We start from the raw sequence: 17,059 nt of genomic DNA on the forward strand, positions 1-17,059 counted from the left end.
GCGTTTTCTTCGGTTCCCACCTAAAACGGTCGTCATAATACAATAATCCTTGTTCATTATTGAAGTTAAACACATTTCCCTAATGAAGTAATTTTTTTCTATATCAATTCACTCTTCTCCTGAAACTGCTGCTTTCCTAATTCGTACCAATCGTTTCCATTACTATCAATAATCACGACTGCCGGAAATTGATCAATTTCTAATTTGTAGATCGCTTCTGGACCTAAATCATCGTACGCTACAACTTCCATTGATTTAATCGTTTTAGCAATTAACGCGCCTGATCCTCCGATAGCAGCAAAGTATACAGCTGTATTTTTCTTCATAGATGCTATGACTTCCTGGCTTCGGTAGCCTTTTCCGATCATTCCTTTCAGGCCGCGATCTAAAAGAGAAGGGGTATACTTATCCATTCTGCCGCTTGTTGTCGGACCAGCAGAACCTATAACAAGACCAGGCTTTGCCGGGGTTGGCCCAACATAATAAATCGTTTGACCAGAAATAGCAAAAGGGAGTTCTTCCCCTTTCTGAAGAGACTCTGCCATTCTTTTATGAGCCGTATCTCTTGCTGTATAGATTGTTCCACTGATTAGAACACGATCTCCTGCTTTTAATGTCATTAATGTGTTTTCATCGAAAGGACTTTTGATTTGAAGAGTTGACACCTGCTTCCCTCCTATAATCGTACTTCTTTATGCCTGCTAGCATGGCAATTTAAGTTGATAGCCACTGGAAGTGCAGCAATATGACATGGCTCTATTTCAATTTTGACATCGAGTGCTGTTGTATTCCCGCCAAGCCCTTGAGGTCCAATCCCAAGCTCATTAATTTTGAACATGAGTTCTTCTTCTATTTTTGAAATTTCAGGCCGTTCATTCCGATGGCCGATGGGTCTAAATAAAGATTTCTTGGCCAAATAAGCACATCTCTCAAAGTTTCCGCCAATGCCGATTCCTACAACTAAAGGAGGACACGCATTGGGACCTGCCTTTGAAACGGTATCCAGAATAAAAGCTTTGATCCCCTCCAATCCATCTGAAGGCTTCAGCATTTTCAGCGTACTCATATTTTCACTGCCTCCGCCCTTCGCAGACATATGAATGACGATTTCATCGCCAGGAACAAGCTCAATATGAATAATGGATGGAGTGTTATATCCTTTACTTTTTTCACGGGTAATCGGATGATCGACAATGGAATGCCTTAAATAGCCTTCTTCATATCCCTTTCGAACCCCTTCATTAATCGCGTCATAAATACTGCCACCCGTAATATGACAATCCTGACCAACCTCAACGATAAAAACAGAAACTCCCGTGTCTTGGCACATTGGCACTCTTTCGCTCTTAGCAATATCAGCATTCAAAATTAACTGTTCTAAAATGTCCTTCCCCGTTTCAGATGTTTCTTTTTTTAACGCTGACTGAAAGGCCTTAATCACATCTTGACCTAACTCAAAATTTGCCTCTTGGCACATGCTCGCAACCTGAGTAACGATCGCATTATAAGTGATTGTTCTCATCCATTCTCCCCCTTTCATGAAAATTGATGTTCTACTTTATTGTCTTTGACTGCTATTCTCCGAAAAAATAATAGAAGATTTATAGATGATAATTTTCTTCTCCCATTCCTCTTTTTCCTCTGGAATATCAAGAATCTTGTGCGCTCCGCGGCTTTCTTTTCGGGTCGCCCCTGCTAATGCCGAAGCCCACGCAGTCCGAACCTTATCCTGTATAGGTAAATTTAAGACATCTTGCTCCTCTTCCAATTGCATCGCGATGGATTCTAACTCATCTGCTGCTTCCTGTAAGGACTGAATGGTTCTTTCAATTCCAACCTTTGCCCACATAATTTCCTTCATTCTCTGTATTACTTCTTGTTCTATTGTTCGTTTGTCCTCCCTTACGAAGAACTCATCAACTAAACTCTTTTTGTTTTTCTGGGATTCCCTCATTTCACTTGCTGCCATTTTTCCGGCACGATGCCCAAAAACTAATGCCTCCGTAAGTGAGCCTCCTCCTAAACGATTAGCTCCATGCAGACCACCTGAACATTCTCCGCATGCATATAATCCTTGCAAATTTGTTCTGCCCCATTCATCTGTCTCGATTCCACCCATGCAATAATGCTGTACAGGGCTCATGATCCATTCATCTTCATGTCCTTTTTTAAAGAGGCGATAAAGGTGGGGGCTGTCTGTTTGAATATCTTTTTCCTTCACATTAGAGAAATCAAGCAGCACTTTACCTTGTTTAAACATGGCATAGCTTAATATATCTCTTGTTTCAAGTTCCTTCCTTGGAAAGTGATCCATAAATCGGACCTGCTCTTCATTTAAAAGGAAAGCTCCCTTTCCAAAAATCCTTGTCATAATATCAACATTGGCCGGAGATTTAAGCCTATATGGATAAAATTGCACAAATTCCATATCGACAAGCCTTGCACCGTACCGCCAGGCCATGCCAATTCCTTCTCCCGTAATATCCCGCGGATTATCAGTAGAAGAATAGAGTCCGCCAAAGCCTCCCGTAGCTAGAATAATAGCTGAAGAATAATAGACATACATATTCTTATCCCGCAAAACAACTGCTCCAGTAATCCTCTCATTCTCTTTAATCAAATCAACCAAAGTAGTCTGCCCATGAATATCAATCCCAATTTCCCTTGCATAGCTGCCCATCGTTTTTGTAATATTTCGGCCAATGCCTTTTCCAGCGTATACCCTCCTAGGAAAAGAATGTCCAGGTGTACTAATTTGCCTTTCCCTCTCAAGCTCGATCCCAAATTTACTTTCTAGCTCGTTGACTCTATCAGTACATTCCTCTGCTAAAATTCTAGCTAAATCACGATTTGCAACTTGCCTGCTTCCTATAATAATGTCTTGATAAAATAGATCCGGAGAGTCCCCAGAAGAAAAGATAGCAGATTGAACGCCGTCTGATATAACAGACGATCCGCCTAGCCCAGCCTTTCCCTTCGTTAAAATGGCAACAGATGCACCTTCCTCTTTAGCTGCAATCGCTGCAGCTAAAGCAGCCTGCCCGCCGCCAATTACAAGCACATCATAGGTAAAAGTTTGTTCTATACTCATTTCTTTAACCAGCTCCATAATGCGTAACGGTTCGCATCTTTATTTAACTCAGCTATCGCAGTGGTTAATGGAATCTCTTTCGGGCAAACTTGAACACAGTTTTGGGAGTTTCCGCAGTTGCTTATTCCTTCTTCACCAATGATGACCTCTAGTCGTTCATTTTTTTGCTGTGCACCTGTAGGATGCATATTAAAATATTTCGTTTGTCCAAGGGCTTGAGGTCCAATAAATGGTGATTTGCTATTCACATTTGGGCATGCTTCAAGGCAACAGCCGCAAGTCATGCATGTTGAATATTTATAGGCTTCCTGCTGATCATCAGATGAAATTAACGGACCTGCCCCCATCGCATAGGTCCCATCTATTCTGATCCAGCCTTTAATTTTCTTTAGGGCATCAAACATTCGGTCACGATTTACGACTAGATCCTTTTCCACAGGGAAGGTTTCCATCGGTTCCAAGGAGATGGGCTGCTCTAAACGATCTACTAATGTGGAGCATGCCTGCCTTACCTTTCCGTTAATCTTCATACTACAGGCCCCACATACTTCTTCAAGGCAGTTATACTCCCAAGCAACAGACCTTACTTTTTCACCATTTGAATTAATTGGATTTCTTTGGATTTCCATTAAGGCGGAGATCACATTCATATTTTTTCGGAAAGGAATACTAAATTCTTCCCAGTAGGATTCACCATCGGATGAGTCTTTTCTTTTTATTTTTAGCCGGATATCTGTTGTAGTGGTCACCTTCATCACCTTCCTTTCTTAAACCTTTGAAGGTTCCTCATTTTTTTGCTGTTCTTCGCTAGATGTGACAATGTCGTATCTTCTTTGTCTCGGTGTGATGTATTTCAGATCAACCGGTTCATAGGATAGGCTTGGACCAAAAGGTGTATAGGTAGCAATTGTAGTCTTTAGCCAATTTTCGTCATCCCGTTCCGGAAATTCAGGCTTATAGTGTGCGCCCCTGCTTTCATTACGGTTTAAGGCGCCTAAAGTTATTACTCTAGCAAGCTCAAGCATATTTTTAAATTGACGTACAAAAGGAACCGTTCTGTTCTGCCATCTGGAAGTGTCGTCGATTCCAATATGCTTCATCCGCTCCTGAATCTCCTGCAACTTTTCATCTGTTTTTTGCAAACGGTCATTATGTCTTACAACGGTCACGTTATCTACCATCCAATCGCTCATCTCTACATGTAATTGATACGGATTTTCCGGCCCATCCATTTTGTAGATTTTTCCGATTACTTCCTCCTGCTTTTTTTGCTCACGTTCAAAAATAGAAGTAGGAAGATTATCACATGATTCCGCAAGACCATTTACATAATTCACTGCATTAGGGCCCGCAACTATTCCTCCATAAATTGCGGACACTAAAGAATTAGCGCCAAGGCGATTAGCTCCATGGAATTGATAATCGCATTCACCACAAGCGAAAAGCCCAGGAATATTAGTCATTTGCTCATAATCAACCCATAGGCCGCCCATTGAATAATGCATTGCTGGGAAAATTTTCATTGGCAGCTTTCTCGGGTCATCCCCAACAAACTTTTCATAGATATCGAGAATTCCGCCGAGTTTACGCTGAAGCAGTTCTGGCGGCAAATGGGATAAATCTAGATAAACCATATTTTCTCCATTAATCCCTAGCTTCAGATCTACACAAACATGGAAGATTTCCCTTGTCGCAATATCTCTCGGTACTAGGTTTCCATAGGCAGGATATTTTTCCTCTAGGAAGTACCACGGCTTTCCATCGCGATACACCCAGACCCTGCCTCCCTCTCCACGAGCAGATTCAGACATGAGCCTCAGTTTATCATCTCCTGGAATAGCTGTTGGATGGATTTGAATAAACTCCCCATTTGCATATCTAGCGCCTTGCTGGTAGGCAATACTATGTGCACTTCCTGTATTAATGATAGAATTTGTACTCTTTCGGAAGATGTTTCCGATACCGCCCGAGGCAAGAATAACGGCATCAGATTTGAAAACTTGAATCTCCATTGATTTTAAATTCTGCGCCGTAATCCCCCTGCATCTTCCCTCATCATCTTTCACAAGTGAGACCAATTCCCAATATTCAAACTTTTCAACAAGTCCTTCCGCCTCATATTTTCGAACCTGTTCATCCAATGCATATAGAATTTGCTGTCCTGTCGTTGCTCCAGCAAAGGCTGTTCTTGAATATTTAGCTCCTCCCAGCCTTCTAAAATCAATATGCCCTTCTTCCGTCCTGTTGAACTGGACGCCCATTCTTGCCAGTAAATAAATAATGTCTGGTGCTGCCTCACACATCGCTTTTACCGGCGGCTGGTTAGCTAAAAAATCCCCGCCGTAAATCGTATCATCAAAATGTTCCCATACGGAGTCCCCTTCACCCTTTGTATTCACCGCACCATTTATCCCGCCCTGGGCACATACTGAATGGGAACGGCGAACAGGAACGAGGGAAAATAATTTCACTTTTCTTTTGGCTTCTGCTATTTTAATAGTCGCCATCAGCCCGGCTAGGCCGCCGCCGACAACAATGATTTCTTGATTATTCATATATATCATCCACTCTCCCGTTGTTTCTCCTGTAGAGGAATCCCTAACTAACAAATGAGATTAAGCTCCATACTCCTACTACAGCTAATACGATACATACGACTGTGCAAACTTTCCGAATGGCATTTTGCGAAGCTGGCCCAATCGTAATCCCCCAAGTAATGAGTGCTGTCGATATTCCATTTGAAAAATGGTATACCGTACTCAATACACCGGCTAAATAGAAAACAAAGATAAAAGGATTCGATAAATGTTCACTTACAAGCTGGAAATCTACCTCTATTCCCTTCAATACAGGCCCTATTCTTAATGCCCACACATGATAAATAACGAAAATAAAGGTAATGATTCCTGTCACTCTTTGCAAAACAAAGCTAATATTTCGGCCATATTTATAAACATGAGCATTCTGTGTTGAAATAAAAGATAGATAGATTCCATAAACGGCATGATACAGCAGTGGCAATGCAATAAATACTACTTCTAAGACGAGCAAATATGGCAAGCTGGTCATAAATTGAACATGTTCATTAAATCTTGCACTTCCTTGTATCGCTAACGCGTTTCCCATAAGATGCTGAATGAGAAAAAGGCCTAGCGGGATCAAACCCGCTAGTGAATGCAGTCTTGAAAGAACAAATCTACCTTTCCTTTTGGAAGGACTCGTGAAAGACAGTGGGGTTACTGTATTTGTTTGCACGATGGTTCCCCCTCTTTTAAGGACATCCACTCTTTTACAGTCCAATCCTCTAAGTGTAAAATGGCCTTAATTTGGTCTTCTGCATTATCAATTTTCCCATAAGTCATAACCTCAAATTTCTGAATCAATTCGTCCTTGGCTGCCGGCTTTTCCGGATCCCCCTTCGGATAGTCAGTAGATTGAATGAATGTTCTGCCATCCTTTAATAGTATTTCTACCTTCGCGCCCCATTTTTCTGGATAGGCATTTTCGTAGTATGGATCGACTAGAACCTCTACTTTACTCATTAACTCTCTAATTTCTGCTGAATATAAAATCTCTTCGCTATAATCGTTAAGTGATGCCCTGCTATTAGCTGCTATAAGGGCTGCACAAAACTGGCTGCTGAATTTGGATGCATAAACGGTATCCGGATTCGGATTATCTGTGATATTTAGAACGGTTTGATATGTTTTAATGGTAATCTTTTGAAGTTGATCATGTTGGAGGGATTGTTCTTTCATAATATCTAAGACACAGTCCATTGCTGGGTGCGTATGACGGCAGGATGCATGAATTTTAAAGCTGTTCTCGATGATTTTGAATTCCTGGCCAAGATTAGTTGTTATTTTTTCAGGATCGAATTTCTCAGACATGGCATGGAAAAAGCCGCGTCTGCCTTCTAAAATTTTGCTAGCTGATGTGAAATTCTTCTTCGCTAACAAAGCCGCAACTGTTCCGTTATAAGCAGCTTTCGCTGTATGAAGCTGTTTCGTGTTTGCTCCATCCTCAATGAATTCCCATAATCCTGCCGCCTGTGTTCCTGCATTCCCTAATGCATAGGCTGTTTGTTCGATTGAGAGATTTAACAGCTTTGCTACAGCCGCTGCAGAGCCAAACGTTCCACATGTTGCGGTATTATGCCAATAGTAGTAGTGGGAGGGGGAAACCGCTTCACCAATTCTGTAGCAAATTTCATATCCTGCTACAACAGCTGTAATTAAGTCTTTTCCACTTAAATTGTACCCTTCTGCAACAGCAACCGCTGCAGGAATAACGACTGTTCCAGCGTGGATAATGGAGGATTTATGAATATCATCCAATTCAACAATGTGGCTTGAAGCGGCATTTACTAAGCACGCATTCCCGATCGAGGACTTTCCTCCTGTAATGAGAGTTGCCTGCTCATGACCGCCCCATTCCTCTATCAATTCCTTTATCGATTGAATAGGCTTTTCATCTTTACCTGCTAAAGCAGAACCATACCAATCAAGAATACATAGCTTTGTAAACTCAACAACCTCTGAAGGCAAATCCTCATATTTAAGTTTAGTGGCATACTCAGCTAACGTCTTCGTTAATGTCATTTCACTTCACCCACTTTTACATTTAATACCGTTTGCAACACTTGAATCATATCATCATAGTGATCAACTACATGAGCTCCCGCCTCTTTCAGGGCCTGGATCTTAAGGGATGGGCGCCCTACATTTCCTGAAATCATGGCTCCTGCATGCCCAAAAACCGTCCCTTCAGGCATTGACTCAGTAAACTTGCCGGCAACAAACGAAATGAGAGGCTTTGTAAATCCTCCTTCTTGTAAAAATTGAGCCGCTTCTTCTTCGAAGGAAGTTCCTGGTTCAGAATAAGTGATCACTGCTTCCGTTTCATCATCTTTTTCAAACAAAGCGAGCAAATCCTTTATTGTCGTCCCTATTAAACTATCACCGCCAATCCCAACACTTGTTGAAACGCCAAACCCTGCCCGTTTCACCATCCATGAGGTTTCAGCAGTCATCCCTCCGCTCCTGGATATAACCCCGACACTGCCCGGAATGAAGCAACGTTCTGGACGATCTCCGCCAATCGAGCCCATTTTGATTTTGTCCTTTGGATTAATCAGACCAACCGTATTAGGTCCGATAATCGTAACCTTTTCTTTTTTCGCTGCGAATAACAGTTTTACTACGTCATGCTGAGGAATATTTTCTGTCGTTACGACAATTAGCTTGATCCCATTTGCAATCGCTTCAAGTACAGCATCTAAAGTAAAGGCTGGAGGAACGACAATTAAACTCGCGTTTACTTGATGATTTTTAACTGCCTCGGCCAATGTATCGTAAACAGGAACACCTTGGATATGCTGTCCCCCTTTCCCTGGTGTAACACCAGCATAAATGGCTGTACCATAGGAAAGTGTATGTGTAACAATCATGGAAGCCTCTCTTCCTGTTATTCCCTGAACAACTAGTCGTGTCTGTTTATCTACTAGAATAGCCATTTACAAAACTCCCTCCATTTTCTTAACCATTTCAGCCGCCGCTTCTTCAATTGTTCGATCTTCTCCAAAATAGGTAATTCCAGCTTCAAGGAAGATTCGTTTTCCCTCCTCATCATTTACCCCAGCTTCCCGGACAACGATTGGAAAGTGCTCCGGATTGATGTTCAGTTCTTGAATCGCAGTTACTATTCCTCTTGCCATTACATCAATTTGGGTATTGTTCGTTATGTTATGTGCTACAAATAAACCTTTTACCCCATCTTTGGAGAGAATTCCTTTTGTTAATGCCGCCACTTTTTCCTCAGAAGGATTTCCTCCCGTTTCTGTATAATTAGCCGGTTGTGCTCCTAAATGGACGAGTGCATCGAAACTAAGCAGGCTGCCGCCTCCACCACCGCACATGAATCCAATCTCGCCATCCTCCATTTCTGTGTACCGGGCTGTTCCGCGGTAATCTGCATCATTCACCTTTACCATCTCTTTTTCCAATTCAGTAAGCGGTCTCCATGATCTTTCACTGCCTGATTCCACAAGTCCATCCAGCTCTGGGTGCCTGTAAAGTGCTGCATCATCTACCCCCATTACAGAGGCAGCTGCCATCACATCTTCACCCTTTGTTAGCACTAGCGGATTAATCTCAAGAATATAACAATCGTATTTTGTAAAAACATCATACAGTTTACAAAGAATGGCGGATGCTTTAATAAGAGGTTTTCCTGTAACGCCTAGTCGGCTCCATATTTCCTTTGCTTGATAAGGATGGAGGGAAGAAAATGGCTCGACATGATAAATAACAACCTTTTGTGGGGCATCCCTTACTAGATCCTCTACCTCGACTCCGCCTTCTGTCGTGGCTATGATGACTGGCTGCTGTTTTTGGGGATCAATCGTAATGGAAACATACCATTCTTCATCTATATCAATCTTGTTTTCTAGAAGGACTTTTTCTACAGGGTAGTTTCTAACGACCATTTGAAAAAGTTCATCTGCTTTCGTCTTTGCTTCATTAACCGTATCCGCAAATTTAATGGCACCTGCTTTACCTCTTTTTCCAACTGGGACTAGAGCCTTTAATACCTTTGGTTCCGATATATGCTCCTCTCCAATTTCTGCACTTGAACTAATAACTAAATGTCCTGGAATAGGAATTCCATTTTCTTTAAGAATTGTTTTACTCGCATCCTCTAACATTCTTCCCATACCGTTTTCCTCCCGTTTTAGGATATTGGATCCAATTTTATTGTAAAAAAACTTCAAAGCCGATTTTCCTTATCATCCTCCAAGCTTTGAATTAATTGTTCACCTGTTCTAAAGATATGTTTTGAAACAAGTGCGGCTGCAGTTTCTTTGTTTCCACTAATAACAGCCTCAAGAATTTCCCTATGCTCATGATTAGACGTTTCCATTTTCCCCTTTATTAAATGAGGGGTCTGCTGCGGAAATCCACTCCATAAAGTCCCGATAAAAGAATTTAGTCTTTCCCATTTACAGCGCCTAACAAGGAGCCGATGGAAATCAATATTATGCTGAATAAACTCATCCACATCCACAGCAGATTCCATTTTCTCTACAAGATCGGATAACTCATTTTTATCCTCTTTTGTAAGGAGATCCATGCTTTTATATACAGCCATTTTTTCAAGCTCTGCTCTGAGTGCGTAAATTTCTTCTATATCCTCAATGTTGATTGATTTTACAACAGCTCCTTTATGAGGCTCCAGAAGGATCAGCCCTTCGGATTCTAATTTTCGAAAGGCCTCCCTCACTGGCATGCGGCTTACTCCCAATTTATCGGCTAAATCCGATTGCTTTAATCTTTCTCCCGGCCTGAAATCCCCCCTGATAATCGCTTCTCTTAAAATATTGCATACCTTTAAATGTAAAGTGTCTCTGTTCTCTATGCGCAATTCTGACATTTCCGGCTACCTTTCTTTTGACATTTTTATAAATCCTTACAATAAACCAATCCAGTTCCACCATGTTGCTGCGGTTAATACGGTCACAGCTATCATCGCTATAGTCATCCATAACCCAGGAATTAAAAAATCCTTCTGCTGAATTTGTCCAGTACTGTGGACAACAATATTAGGTGTTGCTTCTACTACAAGAATATAGCCATGCAGACAAGCAAGTGAAGCAGTGACACAGATTAAAACTGGATCCGCACCAGCTGTTGTTGCTAGCCCTATAAATATTGGAATGAGAATCACCACAGCTGTCGATACGTTGGCAACGACTAAATGTAAAACTTGTGTAATGACTAAGACAGAAAAAACAGCTAAAATAGGCGAGCGAAGGAGATCAATGAACCAGCCAGCTGTTAAACTGCCGCCAATCAATTCGGTTGCTCCCGAATGATTAAATGCATATCCTAAAGATAAAGTAACCCCCATGAGTAAAATGGTATCGAAATTTATTTTCACCATACTTTCCCACTTTGAGCAGCCAATTCCTGGGAAAGCCATTAAAATTGCCCCTAAAAGTGCTGGGATGCTAGGATGCAATCCGTGAAAAGGCTCTGTAAACCATAACCCTACAATTAAAATGAGAATCGCGATGCATTTTTTTTCTTGAACATTTAAGCTTCCAAGCTCATCTAATTTCTTTTTCATTTCTTCCTTCACATGTGGAAATTCTTTATTTTCTGGCTGCAATGCAAAGCTTTTTAATAGAACGAACCAAACTACCGGAATAAGCAGGAGCCAAATTGGTACTGTGTACAGGAACCATTGAAAATAAGTTATTTGAATTCCGAGGAATTCTTTTAATAACTCAACAGTTAAAATATTTCCAATGGCTGCAGTCATGACAACAGTCCCGCTGATTGTCCCTCCAAAAGCTACGGCTAACATAATCATTTTCCGCAGATTCCCATTTTCCTTTACCTCTATTGTGTCGAGAGTCATCATTGCAACTGGAATAAGAAGGGTTGCTCTAACAGCTACAGCAGGTATAAAGAAAGCCTGAATTTGCGGAATGATAATAATACTTCCTACTAATCCTTTTGCCGTTCCTCCCCATTTCGCCAGGATAAAATAGGCGAGTCTTTTGGCGAGAGGGGTGTCATTAACCCCGATCGCAAGCATCATCCCACCGATGATCAGAAATACGGCAGGGGATGAAAATCCGCTATATACCACTTCTTTTGGGACAATCCCAAAAACCGTCATTAAGATAAGCAATAGGACGGCTGTCACTCCTAATGGAACAGGTTCAAACGTCCAGTAGAGAACACTCATACCTAAAAGCCCAAGCATGATTTTTGCTGTGTCACTATAATTTTCCGGGAGTATGAAATAAATAGCGGCCATAATAATAACGCCTAAAACAAGCGTAAAGACCTTTGACCTATCAATGGGAACTGAACTAGATTGTTTTATACTTGGAACTACATGTACTTTTCTTTTTGCATTTGGAGAACCCATACTACTCTCCCACTTTCATTGAAAAAGCTATGAGCTTATTTCATGTTCTACTACCTAATAAATAGGATTACTTATTTTTGAAGGCTTGCATTGTTTAATAAATTCACTTAAATCATCTAATTCTTCAAATCGATATACGTAATCAATTAGCCTGTTCTTAGATTCTTCACTTATGATCCTTCCTGTTACATCCAAAAACTTAGCCTTTAGTTGCTGATCAGTCATCGGAACATCCATACTGCCAATGGCATGCTCTACAAAATACCTAATCTCACGTCCATCTATCAGGGTGACTGTGACTATGGCTTGATCTTCCTTCATTTTTTCATCAATCGTAAGCGCGATTTTTGACCTAAGCTCTTTAACCTTTGGATCATTTACAAATTCATCTGAAAACTCATGAACACTTGCCTTTAAATTTAGAAATCCTGCAGCGACACAGTGGAAAACACTGAACTTCCCTTCAAGTCCTGTCGTAATTTCTGTTTTTCCTGTTAACTCTTTTACGAGTGGATGGCCGGTAAGACTAATGGATGCAACTTCCTCTGCCTGTAACTGGTGTTCCCTCTGAATGTTGATGATTCCATCGATAGCTGGGTGTGTTACGATTCCGCTTGCAAATGGTTTATAGGAGTTCTTTTCAATTTCCCATGATTGCCCCCATCCTTCAGTTAGAAGCTCTAGTTTATTTTCTTCCGACAATACATGAATAAAGCCCCGTTCAGCCTCTAAAGCCTTTGTTGAGCTTGTAAACCCTTCTCCTGCAATAAGTGCGGCAAGCATTCCATTCATGGCGGCTTTTCCTGGGTGATAAGGTTTAGTCATCGTTCCAAACATTTCCCTTAAACCAGTTGGGTCAGTTGCGGCAATCCCAATGGCATAGGCTGTTTTTTCCTCATCAAGGCCGAGTAGTTTGCATATAGCAACAGCTGCTCCAATTCCCCCGACACTTCCGGTGATATGCCAGCCCCTCCAATAATGGGATGGATAAATGGCTTTTGCTAATCTTGCTTGAACCTCGCAGCCAATGATAAATGCTTCTAATACCTCTTTCCCTGTTCTTTTATGATGCTCAGCAAAAGCTAAAATAGCAGGAAAAACAGGTGCAGAGGGGTGAAGGACTGTTTCCAGCAGCGTATCATCGAAATCAAATATATGGGATGACATTCCATTTAATAATGCCGCAAATAGCATATCCGTTTTTTCATTTCTTCCTAAAATGGTTGCCTGAGGAGTGCTTTCCATCATTTTCGAAACAGCTAGCACTTTATCCATTGAATCATGGTTAGCTGCTCCAATTGCTACACCTAGCCAATTCAGCAGGCTTCGTTTTGTTTCATAAACTGCATTTTCGCTAATATCTTCATAGTTTGTTTGTTTAATATAGGATACTAATTCGCTCGTTACCAAATCATTGCCTCCTCATAGTGTTATTCACCCGAAAACTGTAAAAGACCTTTTGCTTTCTTATAAACAGGGTAGTCTACTAGTTTATTTCTAACTGAAATTGAAGCTATTCCCTTCAACTCTGCTTCTTCAAATGCCTTCACAATTTCCATTGCTTCTTCTATCTCCTCTGCCTCCGGAGTGAAAACGCGGTGAATAGGTTCAAGCTGCTTTGGATGGATGGCTAACTTTGCTTTAAACCCAGATCTTCTTGCACGAACAGCCTCATTAGTTAATCCTTCATCATTTGCTAAATCTGGATATACTGCATCAACCGGATTTCCGATTCCTGCTGCTCTTGATGCGTTGACAATTTGGGATCTTGCATAAATGAGTTCCTCGCCGCTGGCTGTCAATTCACAATCAAGATCGAGACAGTAATCAATCGAACCAAATACTAGCCGTGGAATGAAATGATGCGCGTTTGCGATATCAAAAGCAAAATGAACCCCCTTTGCGGTTTCAATAAGCGGCAATACCTCGAATGGACATTCAGCTTTTTCTAATCTTTCAAAGCGTTCAATCACTGTTTGACATATGACCTTCATGTTACTGCCATTTTCTGATTTGGGCACAATAATTCCTGCTGCACCTGCGTCAACAGCAGCCTCAACATCCGCTCTCCATAAAGGAGTTGTAATATCATTGATCCGAACATAAATATCCTTTTCTTGCGGGTTATTAATAAGGAAATTTTTTACCCTTTCTCTTGCAATATCTTTTTCACTAATTGCCACTGCATCCTCTAAATCAAAAATCACACAGTCAGCTTCACTGGCTATTGCCTTGCCCATCATTTTCTCAGAAGTTGCAGGAACAAATAAATAGGATCGCTTTATTTTCATATAACCTTCTCCCTTAATGGATATTGGATCCAAAATTTTTATGAAAAGTTGGCAGAGCTATGAAAATTAGCTCTACCGTAATGGGTTCAATTAATCTTCTATAAATTCCAGGAGCTTATTGCCAGCCCTCATGATGTGATTTTCGACCAATAATCTTAATTTTATTGGATCATTCTCTTCTAAAGCCTTAAGCATATTTTTATGCTCCTGATTAGAAACTACGACAGTATTTGGGATTAATATTGGAACGTATGCCGGATATCCCTCAATTAATTCCTTTGTAAGGATTTTTATCTTTTTCCACTTACAACCTTTTTGCAATAATGAGTGAAACTGCTGATTATGGTTCATGTAAGAGTCCATATTGTTCGTTTCAATATCATGATCCATGGACTCGACAAGTGTTTGGAGCTCCGCTTTATCCTTTTTCGTTAAAAAATTCATTGATTTTTGCACAGTAATTCCTTCTAATAAAGATCTTAAATAATAAAGCTCTTCAATATCCTCATTACTAACTCCAATAACCTGTGCCCCTTTGTGAGGAAAAAATATCACTAGCCCTTCCCTTTCAAGGCAACGCAATGCCTCCCTCACCGGCATTCTGCTTACACCAAGCTTTGTTGCCAATTCATCCTGGATTAATCTTTCTCCAGGCTTAAATTGCTGTGTAAAAATGGCTTCCCTAATCATTGCTGTCACCTTTTCCTGCAATGTAAGAAAATCATTTGACTGTTTCATGAAAGTACCCCTCATCGACAACACACTATATTTATTTTGCTAGAAATAAAGAAATTTGCGGGAAAATAACGACCAATATTAATGCTAATAGTATGAGGAAGAAGAAAGGGACAACTCCTCTTACTACTTCCCCAACCTTTTCCCGAGTAATTCCACTGACTACGAATAAATTTAATCCGACTGGAGGAGTAATCATAGCAATTTCCATATTAATTGTCATAATAATCGCAAAATGGATGATATTAATGTCAAATAACACAAGGACAGGAAGTAAAATAGGCAAAGTGATCAAAATAATCGCTACTGCTTCTAAGAACATTCCTAGTACAAAGAACATGAGATTGACGCCAATCATGAATATCCATTTATTAGATGAGCTTTCCTCAATCCAAGTAGCAAAATTTTGCGGTACTTGTTCCGTCGTTAAGAACATGCCGAAAATCATCGCGGAGGCAATGACTAGAAAGATCATAGCTGTAATATTTATTGATTCCCTTAAAACTTCTCTAAATTTAGGGAATGTTAACTCCTTATATATAAATACGGAAACAATTATTCCATATAAACAGGAAACGAATGCTGCTTCAGTTGGTGTTACAATCCCCGAGTAAATTCCGCCAAGAATAATAACTGGCAGCAGAAAGCCCCAAATCGCTTTATATGATTTTTTCCACCTTACATCCATAGGCTCTTTCGGCATTTGTCCATAATTATTAATTCTTGCATTAACGATTGCTGACACTAACAAGATTCCACCCAGCATAAGACCTGGAAGAACTCCTGCAGCAAACAGCTTTCCTACAGATTCCTCTGCTACCGATGCGTAAATGATCAATGGAATAGATGGGGGAATCAAAATTCCGAGCGTCCCTGCGGCTGCCACTAACCCCATAGCATACCGTTTGCTATAGCCCGCTTTAATCATTCCAGGAATCATGATACTGCCTATCGCAGCAGCTGTTGCTGGGCTGGAGCCTGAAATAGCAGCGAAAATCATACAAGCAAGAATCGTAACAACTGCTAAACCGCCGCGAATATGTCCAACCCATGATTTTAATGCTTCAATTAAATGATACGAAATGCCGCCCTTTGACATAATAATTCCTGCAAAAACAAAGCCAGGGATCGCCATTAATGTTGCGGAATTTAAAGAGTTAAACATTTTTTGGATAACAGTATAAAGGGTAAAATCAGTCATAGATAACGCAACAATACTTGAAAGTCCTAGACTGACCGCAATGGGCACCCTAATTAGACAAAGAATCGCAAACACTAGAAATAGGACTAAGACTGGACTCATGCCCCTACCCCCTTGTCACCTGAATGATTTGCTGCTTCCTTCATTTCTTCATAAAGAGTCTCAATTTCTCCTGCCAGTTCACGCTTATCACCCTTCATTGCGCGATATGCGTTAATAAAGAAGTAAAGACCAAGCAATCCCATTCCAACTGGCAGAACGAGATAAGTTATCCAAATTGGAATCCCTACATCAATCGTTGTCATTCCCTGTTCCTTTGAAAGCGTAATCAATTCTATTGACGAATAAGCAAGAAAAATTGAAAAGCATCCACCGATAATATTAGCAATGGTTGCAACTACTTTTTTCATTCCAAAAGGTAATAAATCAAACAAAAGCTCCACCTGGATATGCCTCTTATCCTTTAGTGCCATTCCAAAACCTAAGAATATGGCCCATACTAGCAAAAACTCAAAAACCTCCGTAATCCACGCCGGCGGTGCATTCACCACATATCTCATAAATACACCATACAAACTTACCAATACCCCTGCAGTAAACAGCACCCCAGCTGCACCTTCTTCGATGCGATCAAGCCATTTAAAGAGTTTCATCCTTATCAACTCCTTTTTAGATTGTATCCAATCTTAATCTCATTCTATTTTTTAATATACTAGATATGCCTGAAAAAATAAACAGAAAATTTGATATTTTTATTTATTTTTGTATATTCACAATATTGCGTTAGTTTGTTATAATATT

16 protein-coding genes are annotated in these 17,059 nt (G+C 40.6%); all 16 read right to left on the reverse strand.

Annotated features, from left to right (window positions below; genetic code table 11):
- Positions 1–98 precede the first annotated feature (98 nt).
- The 16 genes from V7122_RS12530 to V7122_RS12605 all read right to left on the reverse strand — a co-directional run bounded on the left by V7122_RS12530 (position 99) and on the right by V7122_RS12605 (position 16,911).
- A complete protein-coding gene (locus tag V7122_RS12530) occupies positions 99–665 on the reverse strand; it encodes a Fe-S-containing hydro-lyase (protein WP_335526999.1) in 567 nt (188 codons plus the stop codon).
- 11 nt (positions 666–676) lie between these two features.
- Positions 677–1,522, reverse strand: a complete 846-nt coding sequence (locus V7122_RS12535) for a fumarate hydratase (RefSeq protein WP_335527001.1) — start codon at positions 1,520–1,522, stop codon at positions 677–679.
- A 36-nt stretch (positions 1,523–1,558) separates the two neighbouring features.
- On the reverse strand, positions 1,559–3,091 hold the full coding sequence (locus tag V7122_RS12540; protein WP_335527003.1) for an FAD-dependent oxidoreductase: 1,533 nt from the start codon (positions 3,089–3,091) through the stop codon (positions 1,559–1,561).
- Positions 3,088–3,840, reverse strand: coding sequence for a succinate dehydrogenase iron-sulfur subunit (gene sdhB, locus V7122_RS12545; RefSeq protein WP_335527005.1), 753 nt, complete (start codon positions 3,838–3,840; stop codon positions 3,088–3,090). The genes V7122_RS12540 and sdhB overlap by 4 nt, the downstream gene beginning before the upstream one ends.
- 18 nt (positions 3,841–3,858) lie before the next feature.
- The gene (gene sdhA, locus V7122_RS12550; RefSeq protein ID WP_335527007.1) at positions 3,859–5,646 is read right to left on the reverse strand and encodes a succinate dehydrogenase flavoprotein subunit; all 1,788 of its coding nucleotides are present in this window, start codon (positions 5,644–5,646) and stop codon (positions 3,859–3,861) included.
- A gap of 43 nt (positions 5,647–5,689) precedes the next feature.
- Positions 5,690–6,346, reverse strand: a complete 657-nt coding sequence (locus V7122_RS12555; RefSeq protein ID WP_335527008.1) for a succinate dehydrogenase cytochrome b558 subunit — start codon at positions 6,344–6,346, stop codon at positions 5,690–5,692.
- Complete coding sequence (locus tag V7122_RS12560) at positions 6,328–7,692, reverse strand: MmgE/PrpD family protein (RefSeq protein ID WP_335527010.1); 1,365 nt, start codon at positions 7,690–7,692, stop codon at positions 6,328–6,330. The genes V7122_RS12555 and V7122_RS12560 overlap by 19 nt, the downstream gene beginning before the upstream one ends.
- Complete coding sequence (locus V7122_RS12565; protein WP_335527011.1) at positions 7,689–8,606, reverse strand: succinate--CoA ligase subunit alpha; 918 nt, start codon at positions 8,604–8,606, stop codon at positions 7,689–7,691. Before V7122_RS12565 ends, V7122_RS12560 begins: the two co-directional genes overlap by 4 nt.
- Entirely contained in the window at positions 8,607–9,806 is a 1,200-nt protein-coding gene (locus V7122_RS12570) for an ATP-grasp domain-containing protein (RefSeq protein WP_335527013.1), read from the reverse strand.
- Between the two features lie 53 nt (positions 9,807–9,859).
- A complete protein-coding gene (locus V7122_RS12575; RefSeq protein WP_335527015.1) occupies positions 9,860–10,522 on the reverse strand; it encodes a GntR family transcriptional regulator in 663 nt (220 codons plus the stop codon).
- A 36-nt stretch (positions 10,523–10,558) separates the two neighbouring features.
- Positions 10,559–12,031: an SLC13 family permease gene (locus tag V7122_RS12580; RefSeq protein ID WP_335527017.1), complete on the reverse strand. Its 1,473-nt coding sequence runs from the start codon at positions 12,029–12,031 to the stop codon at positions 10,559–10,561.
- A 54-nt stretch (positions 12,032–12,085) separates the two neighbouring features.
- Positions 12,086–13,441: an MmgE/PrpD family protein gene (locus V7122_RS12585; RefSeq protein WP_335527019.1), complete on the reverse strand. Its 1,356-nt coding sequence runs from the start codon at positions 13,439–13,441 to the stop codon at positions 12,086–12,088.
- 20 nt (positions 13,442–13,461) lie between these two features.
- Positions 13,462–14,322, reverse strand: a complete 861-nt coding sequence (locus V7122_RS12590) for an HpcH/HpaI aldolase/citrate lyase family protein (RefSeq protein WP_335527021.1) — start codon at positions 14,320–14,322, stop codon at positions 13,462–13,464.
- Between the two features lie 90 nt (positions 14,323–14,412).
- Positions 14,413–15,060, reverse strand: coding sequence for a GntR family transcriptional regulator (locus V7122_RS12595; protein ID WP_335527024.1), 648 nt, complete (start codon positions 15,058–15,060; stop codon positions 14,413–14,415).
- A 31-nt stretch (positions 15,061–15,091) separates the two neighbouring features.
- Positions 15,092–16,360, reverse strand: a complete 1,269-nt coding sequence (locus tag V7122_RS12600) for a TRAP transporter large permease (RefSeq protein ID WP_335527026.1) — start codon at positions 16,358–16,360, stop codon at positions 15,092–15,094.
- Positions 16,357–16,911 (reverse strand): TRAP transporter small permease, encoded by a 555-nt coding sequence (locus tag V7122_RS12605; RefSeq protein ID WP_335527028.1) that lies wholly within the window; start codon positions 16,909–16,911, stop codon positions 16,357–16,359. Before V7122_RS12605 ends, V7122_RS12600 begins: the two co-directional genes overlap by 4 nt.
- Between the last annotated feature and the right edge of the window lie 148 nt (positions 16,912–17,059).

The sequence above is a fragment of the Bacillus sp. JJ1532 genome (assembly GCF_036965085.1).
Lineage (GTDB): Bacteria > Bacillota > Bacilli > Bacillales > Cytobacillaceae > Cytobacillus.